Genomic DNA, 23,987 nt, shown 5'->3' on the forward strand with positions numbered 1-23,987 from the left:
CCTGGTCCGAGCGCCCGAATCGGTGCGGACAGCCGGACTTCGCCCACCGGTTCGGTGGCCGCTGCCGTGCCGGATGTCGCGCCGACTGCCTCGCTGAATACCTGCTGACTCCACGATCGTGGTCACCGCGGTTGCGGCGCCTCCGTCGTGAGAACGGAACGGCTCACCCTCGCGGGGGAGGGGGACCCCCGAGGAGCACGGGCGGCCAGGCAGGGCCTTCGGTACGGGGCGGTGCTCGGCGTCAGCCGCCGGCGGCGGAGCGGTACGCCTTCACCGCGGCGGCCAGCACGGTCTCCGAACCCGACGACGGCCGGCCGGTCAGGACGCGAGGGGTCGTGCGGCCGGTGTGCCGGCCTCGCCCGGGCGGCCGGGGTACTGCTCGCCGCGGATGTCCTCCAGGACGGCGGTGATCGCCGCCATGATCCGCGCGCTTGCTTCGCGCAGGACGGCGGCGGTGGGTTCGTGGTCGTAGAGGTCGGCGAGGTCGACCGGTGGGCCGGCCGCCACCACGAAGGTGGGCCGGGGCCGGAACCTGACCCGTCGTCCGCCGAGGCCGTACGGCGGGACGACGCGGTGGGCGCCCCACTGCGCCACCGGGACGACCGGTGCCCGCGTCAACAGTGCCAGGCGGGCGGCGCCCGTCTTTCCCGGCCCCGGCCACAGGTCGGGATCCCGGGTGAGGGTGCCCTCCGGGTAGATCGCCACGCACTCGCCGCGCGCGAGTGCCTCGCGCGCCCCGTCCAGGGCCTGCGCCGCCCGGCTGCTCGCACGCTCCACCGGTATCTGCCCGGCCGCCCGCAGGAGCGGGCCGACGAGCGGCCGCGCGAACAGCGAGGACTTGATCAAGAACCTGGGCGGCAGGCCGGTGCGGTACTGGAAGTACCCGTAGACGAACGGATCGAAGGCCGAGCTGTGGTTGACGGCCGTGATGTAGCCGCCCTGCCGGGGGAAGTGCTCGGTGCCCCGCCAGTCCGAGCGGCCGGCCAGGCGGCAGGCCATACCGCCGACGGCGGCCACGAAGCGGTAGGCCGGCCCGAGCCGGGGGGTGGGCTGCGGTCCGGCGGTGTCCGGGGCGGGGGCGTCCGGAGCCGGGGCGTCCGGGGCGGCGGGAATCGGTGGCATGCGCGGGCCTTTCGGTGGGGGAGCGCCGGGCGGCGGGTGGGTCCCCGCGGTGCGGGCGGACTCTCCGGACGCCTCTCACGGGACCGGGTGGTGCCGATCGGTCGGACCGATCGGCACCACCCGGTGGGCCCGCGCCGGCCGTGACGGGCCGGGAGGGGTCCCCCAGTATGGGGGGAGGCCCGACCGAGCGGTCGCGGACCCCGCCGTCACCGGGCCGGACGCGGTGGCGCGGGCGCCCCGGAGGGGCTCGCATCACCGCCGACCCGCTGGACACCGCCGGCAGGAGCGTGCCGCCGGTGCGGGATCGTGAACCGCCGGGAACAGGGCGCCCACAGCAGCGCCCGCCGCAGCCGTGGAACGACCGGCGGCGTCACGCAGGCCGTGTCAGGGCCTTTTCAGTAGCGGCCCTTCCAGCCCTGGGCGAGGCTGTGCGACTGCTGCGCGGAGTCGGACGACCCGGCGATGTGGTCGGCGGCGAGCACCGCACCGCCGCCGACGACGGCGAGGGCGGCGGCGCCGGCCAACACGAGACGCAGCCGCGAACGGCGCGCGGGGCCCTGCTGCTCCGACACGAGGGCGGGGGTGGTCGTCTGGCTACGGGACGTCATGATTCTTCCTGTCATCGAGGGATGTGGACGTCCTCCGACGTGCTGCGGAGGTGTTCCCACTCAAGCAGGGCAAGATCGCCACGAATACCGAAAGGTGCCGGCCGAGCACGATTCCTCGGTGGCCGCCCCGAACCGCTTCGGTCGGCCCCCCGTCCGGCTGCGGTGGCGCCCCGCGCCGGACCGGGTGCCCGAGCCGTCACGCCTGCGCGACGGCTTCGAGCGGGCCGAGGGCGGCCGCCCGGCGGGCCGGGACGGCGGCCGCGAGCGCGCCGGTCGCCAGGGACAGCAGGCAGACGAGGAGGAGTGTCCCCCAGGGCAGCACCAGGGAGTACTGCTCGATCGCGCCGTTGGCGAGCGAGCCGACCGCCCAGGCACCGAACACACCGCCGGCCAGGCCGAGGAGGGTACCGAAGGCGGCGACGGTCACCGCCTCCAGGCGGATCATCCGCCGGATCCCGGTGCGGTCCATGCCGAGAGCGCGCAGTGCGCCGATCTCGCGGGTCCGTTCGGCGACGGACACGGCCAGGGTGTTCGCGATGCCGAGCGCGCCGATGACCACGCCGATGGCGAGCATGCCGTACATCACGTCGAGCAGGTCACCCACCGGGCCGGCGGCCTCGCGGACGATCTGCGCCCGGTCCCGCACGTCCAGCAGCGGGTTGTTGCCGACGGCGGCCCTTAGCCGGTCCTCGACGGCCTTCGAGACCGTGCCGCCGTCGGTGCGGACGAGGACGCGCTGAACGGTGCCGGGCAGGAAGCCGTGTTCCGCCACCTCGGCACGGGCCCCCAGCGCGTCGTGGGCGACGGGGTTGTCCTGGTAGACGCCCACGACGGTGTACCGGGTGAACTGCCCGCCGCGGCCCATGCGGGCGTCGAGCAGGCCGCCCGTGGTCACACCGGTTTCGCGGGCGACGGTGCCGGAGACGGCGATCCGGCCCGGTCCGAGGTCCTTCGCGGAGCCGCTGACGAAGTGGAGCTTCATGACGGCGTCCACGGTGGCGGGGTCGACGCCGGAGATCGTCCGGACACCGCCGCCGGTGAACAGGGTGGCGTCGGTGACGGGGCTCGCGGTCCGCACGCCGGGTGTGTCGGCCACCCGCCGTGCGGCGGCCGGGTCGATGCCGGTGGTGGTGGAGCGGGTGCCGATCACGTAGTCGGCGCCGAGCCCGGCCGCGGCCCGGCGGTCGAGGGCCTGCCCGGTGGAGTGTCCGATGACGGCGAGCCCGGCGACCAGCGCGGTGGTGACCAGCAGGGTGGCGGCGGTGGCCGCGGTGCGGCGCGGGTCGCGCAGCGCGTTCTCCCGGGCGAGGTGCCCGGTGATTCCGAGGCGGCCGGTCAGCCGGCCGGTGAGCCGGATCACCGGGACGGCGAGCAGCGGCGCGAGCACGATCAGGGCGGCGACGAGGAGGCCGCAGCCGGCCATGGCGTTCCGCAGGTTCGCCTCGGAGGCGTCCTCGGCGCCGGTGAGCGGGATCAGCAGGCCCGCGCCGGCGCCGAGGAGGGTCAGACCGGCCAGGCCGCGGAGCCGGGACCGGCCGGCGGCGGGCGGCCGGCCGCCCGTGCGCATCGCCTCGACGGGCGCGACCTTCGCGGCCCGTCGGGCGGGCAGCCACGCGGCGAGCACGGTGACGCCGACGCCCACGGCGAGCGCGGCCGCGACGGAGCGCGGGCCGACCACCAGGGGCCCCCGGGGCAGGGTGCTCCCGTCGGTGCCCAGGAGGGCGGGCAGGACCTCGGCGATGCCGAGGCCGACCAGGAAGCCTGCCGCTGACGCGATCACGCCGACCAGGGTGGCCTCCAGCAGGACGGACCGGGACACCTGGCGGCGGGAGGCGCCGATCGCTCGCAGCAGCGCGATCTCCCGGGTGCGCCGTGCCACGAGCATGGTGAAGGTGTTGACGACGAGGAACGAGCCGATGAACAGGGAGACCCCGGCGAAGACCATCGGCACCTTCTCGTAGCCCCGGGTCAGGGTGTCGACGAGGACGGCCTGTCGGGCGGCGAGGGCGGTTCCGGTGGTGGCCTCGGCGCGGCCGGCCGGGAGCAGGCCGGTGACCCGGCGGGCGAGGTCGGCCGGAGCGGTACCGGGCACGGCGGTCAGGTCGAGGCCGGTGTAGTGGCCGGGGGTCGCGAACAGCCGCTGGGCGGTCGCCCGGTCGAACAGGGTGAGGGTTCCGCCGGCGGTCACCCGGGTGTCGTCGGTGGTGACGACGCCCACGAGCCGTGCGGTCATCACCGGGCCGTCGGTGGCCAGCGTGACCGTGTCCCCGAGGCGGAGGCGTCCCGCGTCGGCGGTGCCGCGGTCCACGGCGATCTCACCGTCGCCGGCGGGGGCCCGGCCCTCGACGAGCGGGAAGCGGCCGTCCTTGCCGTCCGGGCCGGGGACGTAGGCGGCGGCCGGGTGCGCCCAGGCCCGGCCGGCCCGCAGCGGGGTGCCGTCGGCCGCGTTCAGGACGGCCGAGCCGTCGACGGACGGCCGTACGGCGGCGACGCCGGGCACGGCGGCCAACGTCCGGACCAGGACGTCGTCGAGCACGTCCGCCTGCGGTTCGGCGGGCGCCCCCGGCGGGGGCGACGTCGCGGTCACGGCCACCGCGATGCCGGCGAAGTTCTTCGACGCGGCGGCACGGTGGGCCGCGGCGGTGGAGTCCGCGAAGACGAGGGTGCCGCTGACGAACGCGACACCGAGGCCGACGGCGAAGACCGTCATGGCCAGGCGGGACTTGTGGGCCAGGAGGGTGCGCAGCGCAGTTCTCAGCATGGGGCTTCCGGGTGGGTGGCGGGGTGGCCGGCTCGAAGGCGACGGGCGATGGACGCGGTTCGGGTCCGGGTTTCGGGAACTGCTCCCGGGGCGGGAGGGACGGGCGGGTCAGCCGGTGCGCGGGCCTCCGGCGGGAAGACGCCGCATCAGGTCCAGGACCCGGTCCGGCGTGGGCCGGTCCATCTCCTCGACCTGGCGGCCGTCGGCGAGGAAGAGCACGCGGTCGGCGTACCCGGCGGCGACGGGGTCATGGGTGACCATGACCACGGTCTGGCCCAGCTCGTGCACCGATTCGCGCAGGAAGCCGAGGATGTCGGCCCCGGCCCGGGAGTCGAGGTTCCCGGTGGGTTCGTCGCCGAAGACGATCGCGGGGCGGGAGGCGAGGGCGCGGGCCACGGCCACGCGCTGCTGCTGGCCGCCGGACAGCTGCGCGGGACGGTGCCCGAGTCGCTCGCCGAGGCCCACCAGGGAGATCACCCGGTCCAGCCACTGCCGGTCCGGGCGGCGTCCGGCGATGTCCGACGGCAGTGTGATGTTCTCCAGCGCGGTCAGTGTCGGCAGCAGGTTGAACGCCTGGAAGACGAACCCGATCCGGTCGCGGCGCAGCTGGGTGAGCTGCCGGTCCGCCAGCGGGCCCAGCTCGGTGGTGCCCACTCGCACGGATCCGGAGGTGGGGGTGTCCAGCCCGGCGACGCAGTGCAGCAGGGTGGACTTGCCGCAGCCGGAGGGCCCCATGATCGCGGTGAACTCGGCCTCGCGGAAGGCGACGTTCACCCGGTCCAGGGCCACGACCCGGGTGTCGCCGCTGCCGTAGACCTTCGTCAGGTCGGTGGTGGCGGCCGCGATCCCGGGCGTGCCGTGCGGTGTGTACGGGGGGACGGAACGGGCGGTCACGGGGACTCCTTTGCACGTGCGGAAGAGCGCACTCAAAGGGTGTCCGGGGAACGTATCGGGGCCAGGGCCGCCGTGTGTCGACGGCGGCGCCGCTGCGTATCGGTTCCGTACACCGCCCATCGGTCCGGGCGGTCGGGGCGGTCGGGTCAGCCCGGCAGGTGCAGTGTGGCGACGGCGCCGCCGTCCGGGGCGTTGTCCAGGCGCAGTTCGGCGCCGAGCACGCCCGCCTGTCCCTCGGCGATGGTCAGGCCCAGGCCGTGGCCCGGGCCGTGGCCCCGGGTGCCGGTGTGGAAGCGGCGCGGGCCGCGGAGCAGCAGGTCGGTGGGGAAGCCGGGGCCGTGGTCGCGGACGACGACGGTGCGGTCCCGGACGGTGACCAGCACCGGGGCGGCGCCGTGCCGGTGGGCGTTGACGACGAGGTTGCCGAGGATCCGTTCCAGCCGGCGCGGGTCGGTCTCGACGGTCGGTCCGCTGGGGCCCGCCCCGGTGTCCTCCGCCCCGTCGGTCCCGGCGGTCCCGGCGACGGTGACCTCGGTGGCGAGGCCGGTGCGCGCCACGGCCTCGGCGACGACGGCGCCGAGCGGTACGCGCGCGCGGACGGGTGCCTCGGCACCGGCGTCCAGGCGGGAGACCTCCAGCAGGTCCTCGACCAGGGCGCGCAGGTCGCGGACCCGGGCGCGGATCAGGTCCTCCGTCTCGCCGGGTGGCAGCAGGTCGCCGGCGGCCAGCAGACCGCCGACCGGGGTGCGCAGCTCGTGCGCCACGTCCGCGGTGAACTGGCGTTCGGTGCGCAGCCGTCGGCTGAGACTGTCGGCCATGAGGTCGACGGCGGCGGCGATGTCGGCCACCTCGTCCTGCCCCGGGACGGGCCCGGTCCGGGCGTCGAGGTCGCCGTCGGAGATCCGCACCGCGGTCCGCGAGACCCGGCGCAGCCTGCGGGCCAGCAGTCCGGCCCCGTAGACCGCGAGGGGCGTCGCCGCCGCGAGCGCGACCAGCGAGGCCGTCACCATGGTGACGTCGAGTCGGCGCAGGGTGTGGAGGTCGTTGCTCATGTTGATCTGCAGGGCGAGGACGGGGCTGCCCGGGCCGCCGGTCCGTTGGGCGGCCCAGACGCTGGGCCCGAGATTGCCCTCGACGCGCCCGTCGTAGGCCGTGTGGCGGTCGCCGTCGGCCGGGTGGCGCAGTGCGGCGGGCAGATCGGCCGGGTCGAGTTCGGCACCGTCCGCCAACGCTCCCGTCCGCCGGTGGACGTCCATGGCCGAGTAGAGCGAGTTGACGGCCCGCGCGTCGGCCCGGCTGCGCACGTCGGCCGCGGTCCACAGGTGCACCAGGACGCCGACGGTGGCCACGACCAGGCAGGCGGTCACCGCGGCCAGCGCGGCGATCTTCCAGCGCAGCGACGCTCGGGCCGACCACCGCCCGCCGGAGACCCGCACCGGCCGCCCTCCGCGCAACGCCCGCACCGGCCTCAGCGCCTGAACTTGTAGCCGAAGCCGCGGACCGTCTCGATCCGGTCCCGGCCCACCTTCCGGCGCAGCCGTTGCACGCACAGGTCGACGACCCGGCTGTCGCCGTCCCAGCCGTAGTCCCAGACGTCGCGCAACAGGGCGTGCCGTTCCAGGACGACGCCGGGGCGGGCGGCGAACTCCAGCAGCAGCTTCAGTTCGGTCGGGGTCAGCGCGACCGGGCTCCCCGCGACGGCCACCTCCAGGCCGGCGGTGTCGATGCTCAGGTCCCCGAACACCAGCACCTCGCCCTCCGCCGGCGGTCGCCCGTCCAGGGCGGACCCGGGCTCCGGGGCAGCCGCGTACGTCGCCCGGCGCAGCAGCGAGCGGATCCGGGCCACCAGCACGTACGTCTCCACCGGCTTCACGACGTAGTCGTCGGCCCCGGCCTCCAGACCGGCGACGACGTCGAGCCCGTCACCACGCGCGGACATCATCAGGACGGGCACCAGGCTGGTCTCCCGCACCCTGCGGCACAGGCCGATCCCGTCCAGACCGGGCAGCATCACGTCCAGGATCAGCAGGTCGAAGCCTCCGTCGCGGAACCGTTCCAGTCCCGACAGTCCGTCGGCCGCGGCCGTCACCTCGTAGCCGTAGCGCTCCAGCGCAAGGGCGAACGACCTGCGCATCAGGTCGTCGTCCTCCACCAGCAGGACGTGCACGGGCTGCGGAGAACCCGTGGAACCGGGAGAGCCCGGAGCCGGGAGGGACGAGGACACGGGCACGACTCCTGTACGCACGATCACGAGGCACCGGTCGCCCCGGCACTGCCACGCCGGCGGCGACCCGAGAGGAACCCTACGGCAGCCACCGGAGGCGGCGGCCGCACCGCACGAAGCGCGCGGGTGGTGCCGCCGCGACCGCGAACACGCAGGTCGGAGCCGGTCCGCCGCCCGGGTCACCGCCGGTCGCGCGCTCCTTCGCCCTCTCCGGGTGGTCCCGGGCCGGGCTCCGCGCAACGAGCCGACGGCCGATCGAGCACTGCCTGATACACGGTGGATACACGCGTCCCGGCTCGGGGCGGGGCCGGGGCCGCCCCCGCCGGGCCGCGGCCCGACAGCTCAGCGTGCGTCGTCGCCCGGCTGCCGCTACCCGCGCTCGACCGTCCCCGGCCACGCCCCGGTCGAGGCGTTGACCTGCCTCGACTCGGAGACGGACTGGTTGATCCTGGTCTGCGAGGCGTTCACCCACTCCCCGGTGGTCGCCGATGTCCGCAGCCGGATCAGGGTCGAGCCCGGTACGGACCGGCGCCCGCCGGGCCCTGGACATCCCGGGCCGCGCCCGGTCGCCGGCCCCGATCACGGGCGGCCGTTCCTGTGTGACACCTGTCATGGTCCGGCAGTGATCATTTGTGCTGGTGCGGGGCTCCGCCCGATTGCGAGGATGGGTCCCGCGTACGGGGCGGGTTGCCCCGTCATCGGTCGGACGGGGGTGTCGGCGTTGTCGCCGCATGAAATCGGGTTGTATGCAAGCGCTGCCGTGGTGGTCAGCGTGGGACTGCGGACGCTGGTGCTGGTCGGCCCAGCGGAAGGCTCCGGGGCCGGGACCGGGACCGGGACCGGGGAAGGGGCCGGGGCCGGCCGCTCGGCGCGTGCCGGAGCCGGGCCGCGCGACATGCTCGCAGTCGCCCGTGCCGCCCTGCTGCGGCGGCCCTGGGTCACTCTTGCGCTGTTCGCCGTGATGGCGGTGATGGCCGTGGTCCAGTACGCGGTCCCCGCCGTCGTCGAGGATCTGATGCGCCAACCGGGCGCCCTGTCGGACGGGCAGTGGTGGCGGGCCGGGACCGCACTGCTGGTGCAGTCCTCGGGCATCACACAGATCGCGATCAACCTGTCGGCCCTGCTCGTGGTCGGCGCCGTCACCGAGTCGGTCCTGGGGCGGTGGCGGACCCTGGCCGTCTTCCTCGTCGGCGGTGTCCTGTCCCACGTGGTCAGCCTGGCCGGATGGTCGACGCGAGGCGGCGGCGACTCGGTGGCCGTCTGCGCGCTGTTGGGCGCCCTGGCCGTCACCTGCCTGTCGAGCAGGAACGCCCTGGGTCTGCCGTTCAAGGGCGTCTGGTACGTCCCCCTCGTTCCCGCGGCAGGGATGTTGCTGTGCCTGCTGCACAACAACCACGGCGCGGGCCTGGTCACCGGCTGCCTGCTCGGCCTCGTCCTCGCACCCCGGAGAAGCACCCGGGCGCCGCGGCCGGTTGCGGCGTAGCCACTAGCTCTCCCGGGTCCTTCGGCGGTGACACGACTCCTCGCAATGCGGGCGATCTCCACGAAGCCCCGTGACGGGCCCGGGCGGTGGCGTGCGGCGGATCGGCCGCAGGGGCCGGCGCGTATGACGCAGGTCACGGGAACGACCGGCGCCGGATCGCCGCCGCGATCGCCGCGACGGGTTTGCTGCGCCGATCCGAGCGCGAGGTCCTGGTGCTGTGCGTGTGGGAGGGCCTGGAGTACGCCGAGGCTGCCGAGTGCCTCGGCATCCCCTTAGGCACGGTCGTCTTCACCCAGGCGATCACGGCGCGCGCGACCGTCGACGGCATGACGCAGACCCCCACCCACCCGGCCTGACCAGCCCACCGGCGAACCCCGGCAGAGCCGGGCCCGCTGCGTCGGCGCCGGGTCGCGAGGGGTGGGGGGCCGTCAAGGGTGGGGCGGGGCCGTGAAGGTGGGGCTGTGCGGGTGCGGTCGGCGGTGGCTTTCGGCCGATGAGTTCCCGGTCGGGTGCGGTTCCCATGACCCTCGCGACCCGGTGCACCCCACGCGGCGCACCCGCCGTCCGGACACCGGTGAAGCGGCAGCGTACGACCGCCGTGGCGACTTTGCGGCTGTCATATGCGGAACTTCACGATCCCTCCCTATATTCGCCGTGGCGCGTCCCGGCCGCGGGTCACAGCGGCACCGTCACCACCGACAACGAGGACGGAACCAATCGTGCGCAGGAACATCAGGAGCAAGAGGCTCTCGGCCGCCGCCTGTCTGCTGGCCGGGTTCGCGGCGGCCGGGGTCCTCGCGGCCCCGGCCGCCCAGGCGCAGACGGCGTCGCCGGCCCGCGTCGAGAGCCTCAACTGCAGCACCCCGACCATCGGATTCCTCAACGGCCAGTGGTACTACGGTATTTCGTGCTCAGCCTGGGGCACCACCAAGTGGTGGGTGAACGTCAACTGTTCGAACGGCTACTCGCACAGCGACGGCCCGCACACCGACTTCCTGAACGTCCTCCTGTACTGCCCGCCGGGCACCACCGTCACCAAGGGCTGGGTCAGCTACACCCCGTGACCTGAAGCCCCGGCACCCGTCGCGCCGCCGTCCCGCACCCCGGGACGGCGGCGCGCACCGCGTTCCCGCGGGCCGTGGCACCGGGGGCCGGGGGAGGGGTTCAGCCGCCGCAGTGGTAGGTGAAGGAGGCGGCGGCGGTGCGGGCGGTCGGGGTGAGCAGCTGCAGGGTCGCGGTGGCCTGGAGCGAGCCCTGGCCCTCGAAACTCCAACGCAGCACCAGGTCGGTGTGGTGCGTGCCGGAACGGACGTCCTGGGCGGTCTCGTCCGAGGTGGTGCCGTCGCTGCGCAGCCAGCGGTACCGCAGGGTGCCGGCACCGCCGTTGGTCTCCACCGCGGCGGTCACGACGGCGGTGGCCGCACAGCCGGGGCTCGCCGGGTCGGCGGTCACGGTGACGCCGGTGACGGCCAGGGCAGGGGTGCGCAGCTGGCGCCAGAACATGAAGCCCGTGAGGGCCAGGAGCACGAGGAGCACCGGTACCAGCCACCGCCACGTCCGGCGGGGGCGCCGCGGCTGCCCGGCCTCCGGCACCGTCCGGCCGTGCCACGCGGCGGCGGCCATCGGGGGGACGCCGGGGCCGAAGCGGCGCAACTCCCCCGGGGCGAGGAGGCGTTCCTCCGGAGAGGCGGTGGCCGAAGCGGAGGCGGAGGCGGAAACGGAGGGGACTGACGCTTCGGCGGGTGCGGGTGCGGGTGCGGGTGCCGGTGCGGGTGCGGGGGGCGCGGCTTCGGCGTCCCGGGGCTCGGCCCGCGTGGTGGTCGAGTCCGTCTCCTCCGTCCCCTCGGCCTCCGTCGGTTCGGTGAGGGTGACGGTCTCCCCGCTCTGCGGGGCGCTGCCCCAGACGCGGGGGTCCAGGAAGGTGGCGCTCCCCGCCTCCGCCTCCTCGGTGTCGATCCCGGCCTCGGCCTTGGTGAGGCGGACCGTGGCCTCCGCCGCCGCTCCCCGCGGCAGTCGGACGGTCGCCTCGTCCGGGCCGGCACCTGCGCCGGGTGCGACGCCCTTGCCGCCACCGGTGGCCGGGCGCGCGCCGGGAGCGACGGTCGTGTCCACGTCCGGGTCGGGCGCGGAGTCGGGGCGGGGCGTGGACATGGCTTCTCCAGGACGGGAACAGGACCGGACGGCGGGGACCAAAGGGGAAGGAAGGGGACGACGCGGGGACGACGCGGGGACGACGCGGGGACGGTGGCCGAGTGTCAGCGGGGCGGGTTGCAGAGGAAGGCGGCCGTCTCGGCGGACGTCTTGCCCTGCTTGGCCGCCGCCGGGGTGGTGCTGACCCGGACGCCCCAGGTGCTGAAGGTGTCGGCCGACCCGAAGTCGTGCGCGCGGGTGACGGTGGCGGTGCCGTTCTGGACCGGCACGGTGTCGGTGGCGACGGTGATCGCCCGGCCGCCCGAGCTGTGGTACCAGCTGAAGGTCAGCGTCCCGCTGCCGGCGCCCTGGGCCGTCACCGTGGCCGTGGCGCTCAGGCTCCAACGGCCGCTGCACGTCATGGAGTCCAGGTTGACCGAGCCGACGGTCAGGGTGGCGGGGGCGACCGTGGGGCTTGGGCTCGGGCTCGGCGGGGTGGTGACGGGGGCCGGCGGCGCGGCCGTGGTGGGGGCCGGCGCGGCGGGCGTGGACGGGGCGGCCGGCCGGCCGGGGGAGGGCGGGGTCGGCACCGCCGGTGCCGTGGGCGCCTTGGTGCTCGGCGAAGCGGTGGGGGCGCCACTGGGGGTGGCCGCGGTGGTCGAGGGCGAGGCCGTCGGGTCGGACGCGGACGGCATCGGGCTCACGGTGACGCCGTCGCCGCTCGGGGCGGGGGAGGTGCCGCCGTCGGTCGGCTGCTGCGGGCCGATGCTGGTGGTCGCCTCCGGGGAGGCGGCGCCGACGGCCGTTCGGGCACCGCCGTCGGTGGCCCCCGCGGCGGCCAGGCCGGCCAGCGTGGCCAGCGCGACGACGCCCGCCGCGACACCGGTGAGGGCCTTACCGCGATTGCGCGCGAGAACGCCGCGGCGGGCCGGGACCCGGCCCAGCGCCCCGTCGGCCGGGACGCCGTCGGCCGGGACCTCCGGAGCGGCGCCGGGAGCCGGTGCGACGCCCTGGGAGCCCAGCGCGCCGGAGCCCTGGGTCGCACCCCTGGACCCCAGCGCGCCGGAACCCTGGGAGCCCAGGGAGGTGTGCGCCAGCGAGGTGGCGCCGCCGGCCGCGCCGGCGCCGGGCAGCAACGCCGCGAGCAGGGCGAGCAGAGCGAGCAGGTCGAGCCGGCCGCGTTCCTCCCAGCCCGGCCCGTAGCCGGCCGTTGCGACCGCCTCCAGCTCGCGCACGAACGCGGCCGCGCTGTCGGGACGGGCCTCGGGGTCCTTGGCCAGACCCGCCACGATCAGTGGCCGGACGAGGTCGGGCGCCAGGTCGGCGGGGATCGGTGCCTCGGCGTGCTGGACGGCGAGTTCGGCGATCGTGGCGCCACCGTACGGGCGGGCGCCGGTGAGGCACTCGAAGAATGTGACGGTGGCGGCGTAGACGTCCCCGGCCGGCGACGCCGGGCGGCCCGCCCACTGCTCGGGGGGCATGTACGCGGGGGTGCCGGAGACGTCGCGGTCGTCGCCGCTGGGCACCGCGATGCCGAAGTCGACCAGCTTCGAGGTGCCGGCCGCGTCGACGAGCACGTTGGCGGGCTTGTAGTCGCGGTGCACCACACCGGCCTCGTGGGCGGCGGCCAGGCCCAGCAGGGAGCCCTTCAGCACGACCAGGGCGGCCTGCGCCGTGGTGGCGCCCTCCGCGCGCAGCAGGTCGCGCAGGGCGATGCCGTCCACCAGCTCCATCACGATGGCCGAGCCCCGCTCGCCCTCCACGTACTCGTAGAGCCGGGTGATGTGAGGGGAGTCGATCCGGGCGAGGACCTCGGCCTCGGCGCGCAGCGCGGGCGTGCCGATGCGGTCGTGGAGGTACTTGATGGCGACCGGCGTACCGGTCTCCCGGTGGTGCGCGAGCACGACGCGGCCGCTGGCCCCGGCGCCGAGCTCGCGTTCGTGGACGTAGTCCGGGATCTCCCAGGCAGGCGCGGACCCGGACGCCGCCGTCGCGGTCTCCTCGGGCCGGTGCGCCGCGGTGTCCTCGGCCTGGTGGGCCACGGTGTCCTCGGCAGACGGGGCGTCCTGGACGACGGGCGGGACGTCGTCCTGGATCGGCGGGACGTCGTCCTGGATCGGCGGGACGTCGTCCGCCGGCGGGGCGTCCTCGGGCCGGGCGGGTTCGTCCTGGGCGTCCTCGGCCCGGGCGTCCTCGGCCCGGGTGGGTTCGTCCGGGGTGGGTTCGTCCCGGGTGGGCTCGTCCTCGGCGGTGCGAGGGGGAACGGCGGAGGGCGTGCCGCTCCCGCCGGGTCTGCCGCTCTGCTCTGTCCGGTCGTCCATCGTTCCGTGCTCCCCGTTCCTGTCGTGCCCGCCGTCCCCGGCCGTCGGCCGTGTCTGTCGGCGCGGCACCCTACGACACTCCGGCCGACGACGAGGACGCGGCCCGGTGGACACCGGGTTCCCGGCCTCCGGGGGCGACTGGTCGCGGGACGGGTGATTCGCACAGCGTGCCAACCATTCGGCCGCCCTCACGGCGTCCGTCGGCTGCCCGCGACGCCCGTCCGCCGCCCGCAGCTCCGGCGTTCGATCGGTGCAGGGATCCGGGCCCCGGTTGTCGTCCGGACTCGGGTCGGTCCGATGTGCGGGGCGTGGGAGTCGGTCGTCTCTGAATCCTGTTATCTGCATGCGAATCATGAGAGGTCGGAAACGCCTCATGTTCGTGTCCGGAGTATGGTCTGTCCGGCCGGAAGTCTGATGCATTGCCCGAATGGTCATATGACTGTCGGCCTGTCGATGAAGCCGCCCATTCCGGATCTCACGAACCTTCCATTCTATGACGTGAATCCGCGCGAATCCTCATCGCTGACGCGGGGTTACCACTCCGGTGTACATGAGTATCCGTACGGACGGACCCCCACCGACGACCGAATAGGCTTGCCGCCGACCGTGGGAATTCCGGGAGGGAGTGCAGCAGTGGGCCGAATCAAGGTCGATCCGGGTGAGATCCACATGTCCGCGGGCGTGGCCCGGTCCATCGGCGAGGACTTCGCGAAGCCCTGTCAGACGGCCGTCGCCGCCGGCCGGACGGCCGCCGGGCAGTTGGCGGGCTGGTCGGTGGCCGCCCGGCTCGGCCAGGTGGCAGGCAACTGGGCGCCGGTGCTGGCGGGCGTCGGCGACCGGCTCAGCAGGACGGCCGACAACCTCACCGCCACGGCGCAGGCCTACGCGCACAACGAGAACGCCAGTGCCGAGGTCTGGCAGAAACAGCGGATCGGCGAAGCATGGGAGAAGCCGGGCCGGTGAGCACCCTGTTCGAGCTGCTGCTCGGGTTCGACCCGGCCGGGCTGCACGACGCCGCCAAGGAGTGGCGAGCGCTGTCCGACGGAGCCCAGTGCGCCGGCAACAGGCACCGCAGCCAGGTGAACGGCCCGCTGCGGCAGGCGAAGTGGGAGGGCGAGGACGCGCGGAACGCCTTCCACACCCTCGGCCGGACCGAGCAGATCCTGGAGATCGTGCGGGTCGAGTCCGCCGCGGTCGCGCTCACCCTGGACACCGTCGCCGACCGGATCCACCAGGCGCAGACCGATCTGAACAACGCCCTGCACCGCGCCGAGGAGTGGGGCCTGACCGTCGGCGCCGACGGGACGGTGAACCTGCCGCCACTGGGCAAGGGCGAACAGAACGACCCCGAGGCCAGATCCGACCCCGCGCGCAAGGCGCTGGCCGCCCTGCGCGGGGACGTCCGGGAGCGGATCGACAAGGCGCTGGCCGCGGCGAAGGAGGCGAGCGACAGGGGCAGCCTCGCCCTCGGCCGCCTCGACGCCGACGTCCTGACCCGGCCGAGGGCGTTCGGCTCCGCCGCCGAGACCGCCGCCGACGTGAAGGACGTCGCGAAGGACCTCGGGCTCGTCGGTCCGTACATTCCCGACAACACCGACCCGCGGAAGGCCGCCGACTGGTGGATGTCGCTGACACCTGAGCAGCGCAGCAGTTACCTCGCGCTCTACCCGGACCGGATCGGCAGCCTCGACGGACTGCCCGCAGCGGCCCGGGACGAGGCGAACCGGCTGGCCCTCGACCAGGAGCTCGACGGGCTGAAGGCCGGCGGCGCGAGCGGAGGCGGCACCACGTCCGGCGCGTACAACGCCCGCGAGCAGTCCCTGATGAAGCTCAAGGAACAGCTCGACGCGCACGACACCGCGGCCGAGGACAAGCAGCTGTTCCTGCTCGGCTACGACGCCGGGGCGTACGGCGGCGACGGCCGGGCGATCATCGCCATGGGGAACCCCGACACGGCCGACCACACCGCCGTCCTGGTGCCCGGCACCGGGACGACGATCGACAGCACACCGGGTCAGCTCGCCCGCGTCGACGACCTGCGGGAGGCCGCGAAGCAGGCGTCGAAGGGGAGCGGTCAGAAAGTGTCGGTGATCTCGTGGCTCGGGTACGACGCCCCCGAGATCCCCGTCCTCCAGGAGCCGAACGTCTCCGTCGCCGGCACCACCCGGGCCGAGGACGGCGCCGAGGCCCTGCGCCGGTTCACCCAGGGCACCCGGGTCGCCCAGGGCGACCACCACGGCCACCTCTCGGTCCTCAGCCACAGCTACGGGACGACGCTCGTCGGCGCGGCCGCTGCGGGCGGGGACGGACTGGGCGCCGACGACGTCGTCGCCATCGCGAGTCCCGGGATGACCGTCCGGCGCGCCGACCAACTCCACGTCGAACCGGGCCACTTCTGGACCGGCAGGGCAACGGACGACCCGATCGAACTCGCCGCGGGACTCAGCCTCGGCGCCGACCCGATGACCGACCGGTTCGGCGGGAACAACCTCCGGGTCGACACCTCCGGGCACAGCGGGTACTGGGACGGCGGCAGCGAAAGCCTCGCCAACCAGGGCCGGATCATCGTCGGAGCGAAGCCGACCACGGTTCCCAAGGAGCACGACAGCCCACTGCTTCCCCCGTGAGCGCGGGAGCCGGCCCGGCCGCCTCCCGTCGTCACTCTCCCCTGGCCGCAAGGAACTTCACCGTGCCGTTCCCACTGCCGCGACCCGCCGCACGCCGCGCCGGAATCCGGCGCCCGGGCGGCGCTGTCGCGACAGCGCTCTGTCTGTCCCTGACCCTGACCCTCGGAGGATGCATGTCCGTGCCCGGTCCCGCCGCGCCGCTCCCGGTCAAGGCCCGCCAGGACGCCCAGGACTGGGCCCACCACATGACCGCGTACATGGCGCAGACCGCCGGCGTCACCCTCGATCCCGGCAGCGCCGAGCCGTTCTTCAACGACTGCGTCGGCAGGAACGACGAGGTCGCCGAGGACGGCCGGTACACGATGTCGTACGCGGTCTACAGCTCCGCTCCGCTCGACCGGCATCCGGAGGCCGTCCGCAAGGTCCGCACGATGCTCGAACAGCAGGGCTTCACGATCGACGGCTACCGCGAGACCGCCGACGGAAAGGTGGACACGGTCGTCGACGCCTCCCAGGCATCGAGCCGGTACCTGATCACGGTCCAGACCACGACCGGAGGCCTGCTGCTCTTCCGGGTCAACACCCCGTGCCTGCTGCCCCCGCCGCCGTCCACGACCTCCCGCTGACCCGTGAACGCGAACGAGGTCCGGCACCTGGGCAGGTGCCGGACCTCGTCCGAACTGTGGAGCGCCAGGCCCGGGTTGCACGGACTCTTCCTACTGAAAGTAGGACGTGCTCTGGTAGCACCGCTGACGCCTGGCGAGGAATCGTTCTCCCTCGCGACGAGAAGAATACTAGCAGGTCAGCGACCCGGTACCGACATCGATCCCGGGACAGCCGGGAGCGGCCAGGAGTGACCCGACTGCGTGGCGGACGGCAGGATCCCGCCGTGCGCCGTGACGCCTGAAACACGCTCACGCGGTCTGCGGCCCAGCCGGGATCCGGGCCTGCGGCTGGGATGACCTTCTCCGGGAGGCCCCGGAGAGCCCGGGACCACCCTGGTACGAACAGGCCTCCGGCTCCGGTCCGAAGCGGTATCGGCGGCGAGGTCTTCGGCATCGGATTGCAGCTCGCGATGAGCATCATCGCCGTCCCGACCTCGGCGGACGAGAGCCGGCCGCTGAGGGGCAGAAAGCCGGACGGCGGGATGTCGGCGACGGGCCAGAGGCCGAAGCTGCGAGGAACCGCCTCCAGGACGGGCTGCATCACGATCACCCGGCGAAGTGTCGCGCATCCCGGGTGCGTTCTGCCTCCCGGTTTTCGCCCGTACGGGCCGTGAACGCGAATGAGGTCCGGCACCCTGGTGGGTGCCGGACCTCATCCGAACTGTGGAGCGCCAGGCCCGGGTTGCACGGACTCTTCCTACTGAAAGTAGGACGTGCTCTGGTAGCACCGCTGACGCCTGGCGAGGAATCATTCCCTCGCGACAGGAAGAACACTAGCAGGTCAGCGGCCCTGCATCGAACCGCCGGAGGCCGTGGGCTGAAGGGGCCCGTGGGGACACGGGTGAGCGGCCGGCGGGCCGGGGGGCAGTTTTTCGAGCCGGCCGTGCTGGTCGAGGTCGGGGCGACCGTGCTGGTCGACCGTGCTGGTCGACCGTGCTGGTCGACCGGGTCACTGCAGGATGTTGATCGCGCGGGCGATCACCAGGGTGGCCACGATGAGGGAGGTCGCGGCCTCCACCATCATCAGCAGTTTGGCCCACCTCTTGATCGCGGAGACGTCGGTGGGGCTGAACGCGGTGGCGGTCCAGAAGGACAGTGACAGGTAGTCGGCGAAGTGCGGCACCCAGTCGGCCGGTGCGTGGGTGGTGTGCTGCATCTCGGGGAAGACGAACACGGGCTTCTGGTGGGGCCGGTGGGCGCGGGCGGCGGCGCCGCCGCGGTCCAGGTCCCAGTACCAGAGCGCGAAGGCGATCACGTTCGTGATCCAGGTGACTCCGCCGGTGGCGAGCAGGCCGGTGGCGTTGTTGGCGAACAGCTTGTTGTTGGTCAGGATGTCCACCACGAGGTGGACGCCCGCGTGCAGGTTCGACGCGGTGATGAAGGCGATCATGGCTTCGGTGACCACCCGGAGCCAGGTCTTCTGACGGTCGATCCGGCCCGGGTCCCCGATGATCAGTACCGCCAGCAGTGTGAACATGACCACGGGGACCACCCACACGGGGTCCAGCCGGTACGCCGCGGGCAGCGCCACGTGGAGCAGCGCGGCGGCTGCGATCGCCGTCGACACCGGCCACCAGCGCTCGCCGCGCAGGGCGGCCGGGTCGGGGGTCACCGCCGGCGTACCGGCCGGGCCGGGGCTTGGTCGCATGCCTCATTGTGACCTCGCCGGTGCGGTCACGCCGTGGTCCGGCGGCCGGTTGGCGCGTCGGGCCGGCAGCTGTTGGCGTGTCGGCTGGGTGCTGCTGGTCATGGTGGATCGTCCCCTCCGTTCGGTGAGCCGCCCTACGAGAGGGGCTGCCCTGGTCGGCGGGGACCCGGGGCCGACGGCCCGGCGGAGCGACAAGAAGAAGGGCGGATCATCCCACTAATAGCTGATTCGGGTTATTTCCGACCATTTATGTATCCGATGACGCCTATGATCCACTTTCTGTGACCACACGTCAGAACAGCTCAGCAGACCAGGAGTCCGCCGCCGTGGTCATCCTCGGCGCGGGACCGGCCGGGCTGACCCTCGGGAACCTCCTCCACGCGCACGGGATCGACTGCGTCGTCCTCGAACGCTCCGACCGGGCCGCCCTGGGGGCCCGGGCCAGGGCCGGCTTCCTCGCGGCGAACACCGTCCGCACGCTCGAACGCCACGGCCTCGCCGACGGCCTGCGCCGCCACGGCCGCCCGCACGGCGTGTGCGAGTTCCGCACCGACGGCGGCCGCTTCCGCCTGGACTACGGCTCCCTCGGGCGCCGTGAGCTGCACACCGTCTACCCCCAGCAGGACCTCGTCGCGGACCTGCTGACGCACTACCTGGACGCCGGCGGCCGGATCAGCTTCGGCACCGAGGCGCTGGCCGTGCACGACGCCGACGGCGTCCGGCCCGTCGTCGCCGCGCGCGACGCGCACGGCCGCCCCACCCGGTGGCAGGCCCGCTACGTGGCCGGGTGCGACGGCCGGCACGGCGCGGCCCGGCGCTCGCTGCCCCCGACCGCCCTGCGCCACCACCGCGACCACGGCGTCAGCTGGCTCGGCCTGCTCGCCGAGGCGCCCCCGAGCCTCGACGCCGTCGGCTACGCGACCCACCGGAGCGGCTTCGCCGGACACATGGCCCGCACCCCCGAGGTGACCCGCTACTACCTGCAGTGCGAGCGCGGCACCCCGGCCGACGCCTGGACCGACGAGCAGGTCTGGGACCGCCTCGACCTGCGGATGCGCGCCGCCGACCACGGGCCGCTGCGCCGCGGCAGGATCCTCCGGCGCACCGTCGTCGACCTCTCCTCCGACGTCGTCGAACCGCTGCGCCACGGTTCGCTGCTGCTGGCCGGGGACGCCGCGAGCCTGATCAGCCCCTCCGCCGCAAAGGGCGCCAACCTCGCGGTGCTGGAGGCCGAACTCCTCGCCGAGGCCCTCGTCGGCGACCTCGCCCACGGCGACGCCACGGCGCTGGAGCGGTACTCGCGACGCTGCCTGGCCCACATCTGGCGCGCACAGGAGTTCTCGTGCTGGATGATCCGGCTGCTGCACGCCGCCCCCGGCACGGACGGCGAATCGTTCTTCCACGAATCGCTGCGGCGCTCGCGCCTGGACTCGCTGTGCACCTCGCGCGCCCATCAGGACTGGTTCGCCGAGAACTACGTCGGCGTGTGACCTTCCGCCCGCCCTCTCCCCGCACGCTCCCCCTCACTCCCGGGTCACGGCCGGCGTGACCCGACCACCGGAAAGTGATGCCCCGCGATGACGGCGACACCCCCGGACCACGCGACACCCCTGGACCACGCGACAGTCCCGGACGACGCGGCCCGCCTGCGCGAGGCGGCCGCGTTCGTCGAGGAACAGGACACCGCCACCCTGCTCCGACTCCTGCTGCCCGGCCTCGACGGTCCGGAGCTGCGGGCGCTGGCCGACCACTGCCGGTTCGCGCACGCCGCGCTGCTGGTCTTCCCGCCCGACGACGGCGCGCTGCGCGCCCACCTGGCCGCCTGCGGGCTGGACCCGGACACGCCGTCCTACCCGAGCACTGTGGTGCGGGGGCGCCTGGCCCGTCGGCACGGCCTCGACGAAGCCGGGCTCGACGTCAGGATCGTGCGCCCGCCGGTGCCCGGGCCGCACCGGGAGCGGACCGTCGAGGTGTTCGCCCTGCCCGCGCCGCCGGGCTCGGACCTGGCCGCCGTCGCCGCGTACGAGCGCGCACACCGGGAGGAGGCGCACCTCGCCTTCGAGGTCGCCCGCCCGGACGCCCTGGTGCTGGGCGGCCTGTGCTCGCTGCTGGCCCGGCACGGCGCGGCACCGGACGGCGGCGGCCACAACCCGCACGAGGACGCGACGGTCCTCTACTTCACCGCTCCCGCGCACACCGCGGCCGGGTACCGGCGGGTGGAGCTCCACGCCGCGGGCAACCACCCCGCCGTGCTCGCCGCCCACCTGGGCGCGGACGGCCGGGAGAACGCGGACGGCCCGGAGGACGCGGACGGCCGGAAGGACGCAGACCGCCCGGACGCCGCGGACGGCACCGACCCGGCGCACCGGCCGGCCGAGGACCTCCTGCGGATGCTGACCGGCGCGTGGACGACGCAGGCCCTCGCGGTGTGCGCGCAACTGCGGCTGCCCGACGCCCTGGACACCCGCACGCCGGCCGGACCGCGCACACTCGCCCGGGCCGTCGGCGCCGACCCGGGCAGCCTGGCCACGCTGCTGCGCTACCTCGCGATGGTGGGCGTGACGGCCCGGGACGGGGACGGCTTCCGGCTCACCGAGCTCGGCGCCCTGCTGCGCAGCGACGCCCCCGGTTCGATGCGGTCGCTGGCCCTGATGTACGGCGGCCCGTTCTACCGGTCCTTCGCGGCCCTGGGCCACACCGTCCGCACCGGCGAGGTCGGCTTCGACCACCTCTTCGGCGAGAACCACTTCGACCACTTCGCGCGCGACCCGGAGCTCGCCGACCTGTTCGACCAGTCCATGGCCGCGAGCTCGCGGATGTTCGAGCCGCTGCCCGCGCACCCGGTCCTCGCCGGCACGGACGGGGCGCCCCGCCCCGGGACCGTCGTCGACGTCGCCGGCGGCAACGGTGAACTCCTCGGGCTCGTCCTCGCCGCGCACCCGCACCTGCGCGGCGTCCTGCTGGAGCGCCCGCACGCTGTGGAGGCAGCGCGCCGCCGGCTCGACGCGGCCGGCTGCGGAGACCGCTGCGACTACCGCAGCGGTGACTTCGCGGATGTCCCGCCGGGCGCCGACGTCTACCTCCTGTCCCGGGTGCTGCACGACTGGGACGACGCGCGCTGCCGCGAGATCCTGCGCCACTGCGCCCGCGCCATGCCCGCCCACGCCGACCTGCTGGTCGTCGAACGCCTGCTGCCGGCGGACGGCTCGACGTCGCTGGCCACCGCGTGGGACCTCCACATGATGTGCAACACCGGGGGCCGGGAACGCGACACCGACGACTACGGCCGGCTGTTCGCCGACGCCGGGCTGCGCCTCGTGGACCACGCGCCGCTGCCCCTGGGCGCCGCCGTCCTGCACGTTCGCAGGACGGCTGCGCCCGCCGGCCCGCCGCTGCCGCAGCAGGAGGACCGGCGGGAGGACCGACGCGAGGCGCGACGTGAGGCGCGGTACGTCCCGGCGCGGTCCGCCGAGCAGTAGTGGACGATCGCGCACTGAGAGCCAGCAGCTCTGCACGCACCGTGCCGGGACCGCGGACCCGGACGGATCCTGCGTGAATGCCCCGTCAAGATGGCCGTCGGCCGCGTCAAGGAGCCGTCAGGGCAAGCGGACTGGTGTTCGGCCGCACCTAGTGTGAGCTGCGAGGAAACGGTTCGCTGCCCGGGCGTGGGGCCTGGCAGCGGACCGTTTGCCGAACCCCGACCCCGGCGGGTTCCTCCGGGGAAGGTTCGGCGGCCAGTGAAAAACAGGGGAGGGGGCACGCGGCGATGCCAACGGGAACGTCGGGCGGTACGGCTGTCGTGGGGAAAACGCTCGCGTCGGAGACGGCGCGACCGGAGACGGCCGTGCCACTCCCCGCGCCGCGCGCCCCCCGTCACCTGTCCGGCCGCTCCTGGCGCAGCCGGGACTGGTGGAACACCCCGCGCCTGGTGCGCGCTCTCACCGGCCTCTGCCTCGCGGCGCTGCTTGTCGCTGGAGCGGCCACCGGCGCCGTCCTGGGCGAGGCCCGGGACGGCACGGACGTCATCGGCCACCAGGCCGCCCCGCAGGTGGTGCGCTCGGCGGACCTGTACTTCGCGCTCAACGACATGGACGCCCAGGCCGCGAACCTGTTGCTGTTCGGCGCGGATCCGGACTACACGGCGCTGCGCAAGCAGACCCTGGACACCTACGAGCAGCGCCGCTCCCAGGCCGACACCGACCTGCAGCGCGTCACCGAGGCAGTGGCCGGCGATGCGGCCGGGCAGCGGGCCGTGCAGACCGTCATCGGTGAACTCGGCCGCTACGAGGCCCTGGTGGCCCGCGCCCAGCTGCTGGAGGAGCAGGCCCACGCCCCGGCCGGCCGCCCGTCCGCAGACGCCCTCGCGGCCTACCGGCAGGCCACCGACCTGCTGCGCCAGCAGCTGCTGCCGGCGGTCGACGAGGTGACCAAGGCCAACGCGGCCGTCGTGGAGGGCAACTACACCGACCGGCGTGACGCCCTGGCCGGCGGCTGGTGGTGGATCCTGCTCACCGGTCTGTTCGCGCTGGTCGTGCTCGGGCTGCTGCAACGGCTGCTGGCGGTGCGCTTCCGACGGCTGGTGAACGTGCCCCTGGCCGTCACGAGTCTGCTCACCGTCATCGGCCTGGTCACCGCGCTGACGCTGACCTCCCGCGCGGACCACCAGCTGGTGGTCGCCAAGAGCAACTCCTTCGACTCGGTGATCGCCCTCAGCCGGGCCCGCGCGGTCGCGTACGACCTCAACGCCGACGAGAGCCGCTACCTGACCGACCCCGCCAGGGCTGCGGCCTACGAGCAGAGCTTCCTCGACAAGACCCAGTCCTTCGCCCGGGTCGACGGCGCCACCCTGACCACGTACAACGACCGGCTGGCCGCACTGGCCGACAAGCACCGGGCCGGCCACGGCCAGGTGGGGTTCGACGGCTACCTCGGCGACGAACTGCGCAACATCACCTTTGCCGGTGAACAGGACGCGGCGGAGCGGGTGTTGACCGCCTTCCAGCAGTACCAGCGCGACGACCGGAAGATCCGCGAGCTGAACGCCCAGGGCAAGCTGAAGGAGGCCGTGACCTACAACACCGGCCTCACTCCCGGCCAGTCGAACGCCGACTTCGGGACGCTCAGCGCCGCCCTGGACGACAACCAGGCGATCAACCAGCGTGCCTTCGAGGCCGCGGTCGCCACCACCGACGACGACCTCGACGCCACCACCGCCGGGTTGGGCGCGGCGGCCCTGGCGGCGGCGCTCGCCATGGCCGCGCTGGGAGTGCGGCCGCGCCTGCGCGAGTTCGCCTGACCGCGAGGGCCAGGGGTCACCGACATCCGGTTCGTCGTTCGTGTCGGCTGTGCTCCGGTGCCCGAGCGATTCGGCCCTGCCGCTCCCGGCTAACGCACCGATAAGATGACCACAGGTGTGCCGGGAAGCCTGGTCGGCGCGGGGATGACTGCGGCGATCGGCGGCGGTGACCCCGGTTCTTGCGATGGGGTCCTTTCCACCGATGCAC

17 protein-coding genes and 1 pseudogene are annotated in these 23,987 nt (G+C 74.3%); 9 read left to right on the plus strand and 9 right to left on the minus strand.

The features are described 5' to 3' along the window. Nucleotides 1–318: 318 nt before the first annotated feature. The 6 genes from AB0D10_RS32185 to cseB all read right to left on the minus strand — a co-directional run bounded on the left by AB0D10_RS32185 (nt 319) and on the right by cseB (nt 7,609). On the minus strand, nt 319–999 hold the full coding sequence (locus tag AB0D10_RS32185) for a lysophospholipid acyltransferase family protein (RefSeq protein ID WP_360262508.1): 681 nt from the start codon (nt 997–999) through the stop codon (nt 319–321). A gap of 518 nt (nt 1,000–1,517) precedes the next feature. Beyond that, entirely contained in the window at nt 1,518–1,730 is a 213-nt protein-coding gene (locus AB0D10_RS32190; RefSeq protein ID WP_360262491.1) for a hypothetical protein, read from the minus strand. 196 nt (nt 1,731–1,926) lie between these two features. Next, nucleotides 1,927–4,491 carry an FtsX-like permease family protein gene (locus AB0D10_RS32195; protein ID WP_360262492.1) on the minus strand — a complete coding sequence of 855 codons (2,565 nt, stop codon included), beginning with the start codon at nt 4,489–4,491 and terminating at the stop codon, nt 1,927–1,929. Nucleotides 4,492–4,599: 108 nt separating this feature from the next. After that, on the minus strand, nt 4,600–5,385 hold the full coding sequence (locus AB0D10_RS32200) for an ABC transporter ATP-binding protein (protein WP_360262493.1): 786 nt from the start codon (nt 5,383–5,385) through the stop codon (nt 4,600–4,602). A 146-nt stretch (nt 5,386–5,531) separates the two neighbouring features. Beyond that, nucleotides 5,532–6,821: a HAMP domain-containing sensor histidine kinase gene (locus AB0D10_RS32205; RefSeq protein WP_360262494.1), complete on the minus strand. Its 1,290-nt coding sequence runs from the start codon at nt 6,819–6,821 to the stop codon at nt 5,532–5,534. Between the two features lie 32 nt (nt 6,822–6,853). After that, nucleotides 6,854–7,609 (minus strand): two-component system response regulator CseB, encoded by a 756-nt coding sequence (gene cseB / locus AB0D10_RS32210; protein WP_360262495.1) that lies wholly within the window; start codon nt 7,607–7,609, stop codon nt 6,854–6,856. A gap of 895 nt (nt 7,610–8,504) precedes the next feature. Here cseB and AB0D10_RS32215 point away from each other — a divergent pair. From AB0D10_RS32215 to AB0D10_RS32225, 3 genes and pseudogenes are all read left to right on the plus strand, one after another. Further along, a complete protein-coding gene (locus AB0D10_RS32215) occupies nt 8,505–9,092 on the plus strand; it encodes a rhomboid family intramembrane serine protease (RefSeq protein ID WP_360262496.1) in 588 nt (195 codons plus the stop codon). Nucleotides 9,093–9,220: 128 nt separating this feature from the next. Further along, nucleotides 9,221–9,376 (plus strand): annotated as a pseudogene (locus AB0D10_RS32220) (sigma factor-like helix-turn-helix DNA-binding protein); the annotation flags it as partial. A 435-nt stretch (nt 9,377–9,811) separates the two neighbouring features. Beyond that, nucleotides 9,812–10,156 (plus strand): hypothetical protein, encoded by a 345-nt coding sequence (locus AB0D10_RS32225; protein ID WP_360262497.1) that lies wholly within the window; start codon nt 9,812–9,814, stop codon nt 10,154–10,156. 100 nt (nt 10,157–10,256) lie between these two features. On the opposite strand, the gene AB0D10_RS32230 is transcribed toward AB0D10_RS32225, so the two are convergent. After that, nucleotides 10,257–11,243, minus strand: a complete 987-nt coding sequence (locus tag AB0D10_RS32230; RefSeq protein ID WP_360262498.1) for a hypothetical protein — start codon at nt 11,241–11,243, stop codon at nt 10,257–10,259. 104 nt (nt 11,244–11,347) lie between these two features. Next, nucleotides 11,348–13,543, minus strand: coding sequence for a protein kinase (locus AB0D10_RS32235; protein ID WP_360262499.1), 2,196 nt, complete (start codon nt 13,541–13,543; stop codon nt 11,348–11,350). Between the two features lie 633 nt (nt 13,544–14,176). Between AB0D10_RS32235 and AB0D10_RS32240 the strand changes: the two genes are divergently transcribed. The 3 genes from AB0D10_RS32240 to AB0D10_RS32250 all read left to right on the plus strand — a co-directional run bounded on the left by AB0D10_RS32240 (nt 14,177) and on the right by AB0D10_RS32250 (nt 16,796). After that, complete coding sequence (locus tag AB0D10_RS32240; protein ID WP_360262500.1) at nt 14,177–14,506, plus strand: hypothetical protein; 330 nt, start codon at nt 14,177–14,179, stop codon at nt 14,504–14,506. Next, complete coding sequence (locus AB0D10_RS32245; protein ID WP_360262501.1) at nt 14,503–16,170, plus strand: alpha/beta hydrolase; 1,668 nt, start codon at nt 14,503–14,505, stop codon at nt 16,168–16,170. The genes AB0D10_RS32240 and AB0D10_RS32245 overlap by 4 nt, the downstream gene beginning before the upstream one ends. 173 nt (nt 16,171–16,343) lie before the next feature. Next, on the plus strand, nt 16,344–16,796 hold the full coding sequence (locus AB0D10_RS32250; protein WP_360262502.1) for a hypothetical protein: 453 nt from the start codon (nt 16,344–16,346) through the stop codon (nt 16,794–16,796). A 988-nt stretch (nt 16,797–17,784) separates the two neighbouring features. Here AB0D10_RS32250 and AB0D10_RS32255 read toward each other — a convergent pair. Then, nucleotides 17,785–18,483, minus strand: coding sequence for a hypothetical protein (locus AB0D10_RS32255; RefSeq protein WP_360262503.1), 699 nt, complete (start codon nt 18,481–18,483; stop codon nt 17,785–17,787). Nucleotides 18,484–18,809: 326 nt separating this feature from the next. Between AB0D10_RS32255 and AB0D10_RS32260 the strand changes: the two genes are divergently transcribed. From AB0D10_RS32260 to AB0D10_RS32270, 3 genes are all read left to right on the plus strand, one after another. Further along, nucleotides 18,810–19,973 carry a 4-hydroxybenzoate 3-monooxygenase gene (locus tag AB0D10_RS32260; protein ID WP_360262509.1) on the plus strand — a complete coding sequence of 388 codons (1,164 nt, stop codon included), beginning with the start codon at nt 18,810–18,812 and terminating at the stop codon, nt 19,971–19,973. A gap of 87 nt (nt 19,974–20,060) precedes the next feature. Beyond that, on the plus strand, nt 20,061–21,962 hold the full coding sequence (locus tag AB0D10_RS32265; RefSeq protein WP_360262504.1) for a methyltransferase: 1,902 nt from the start codon (nt 20,061–20,063) through the stop codon (nt 21,960–21,962). 365 nt (nt 21,963–22,327) lie between these two features. Then, on the plus strand, nt 22,328–23,779 hold the full coding sequence (locus tag AB0D10_RS32270; protein ID WP_360262505.1) for a hypothetical protein: 1,452 nt from the start codon (nt 22,328–22,330) through the stop codon (nt 23,777–23,779). The last annotated feature ends 208 nt before the right edge of the window (nt 23,780–23,987 follow it).

The organism is Kitasatospora sp. NPDC048545 (genome assembly GCF_040651155.1).
GTDB lineage: Bacteria > Actinomycetota > Actinomycetes > Streptomycetales > Streptomycetaceae > Kitasatospora.

Coding starts and splice junctions, on each gene's coding strand:
- AB0D10_RS32185 (WP_360262508.1), bottom strand. CDS start 999: ATGGCCTGCCGCCTGGCCGGCCGCTCGGACTGGCGGGGCACCGAGCAC.
- AB0D10_RS32190 (WP_360262491.1), bottom strand. CDS start 1,730: ATGACGTCCCGTAGCCAGACGACCACCCCCGCCCTCGTGTCGGAGCAG.
- AB0D10_RS32195 (WP_360262492.1), bottom strand. CDS start 4,491: ATGCTGAGAACTGCGCTGCGCACCCTCCTGGCCCACAAGTCCCGCCTG.
- AB0D10_RS32215 (WP_360262496.1), top strand. CDS start 8,505: ATGCTCGCAGTCGCCCGTGCCGCCCTGCTGCGGCGGCCCTGGGTCACT.
- AB0D10_RS32230 (WP_360262498.1), bottom strand. CDS start 11,243: ATGTCCACGCCCCGCCCCGACTCCGCGCCCGACCCGGACGTGGACACG.
- AB0D10_RS32235 (WP_360262499.1), bottom strand. CDS start 13,543: ATGGACGACCGGACAGAGCAGAGCGGCAGACCCGGCGGGAGCGGCACG.
- AB0D10_RS32250 (WP_360262502.1), top strand. CDS start 16,344: ATGTCCGTGCCCGGTCCCGCCGCGCCGCTCCCGGTCAAGGCCCGCCAG.
- AB0D10_RS32255 (WP_360262503.1), bottom strand. CDS start 18,483: ATGCGACCAAGCCCCGGCCCGGCCGGTACGCCGGCGGTGACCCCCGAC.
- AB0D10_RS32265 (WP_360262504.1), top strand. CDS start 20,061: ATGACGGCGACACCCCCGGACCACGCGACACCCCTGGACCACGCGACA.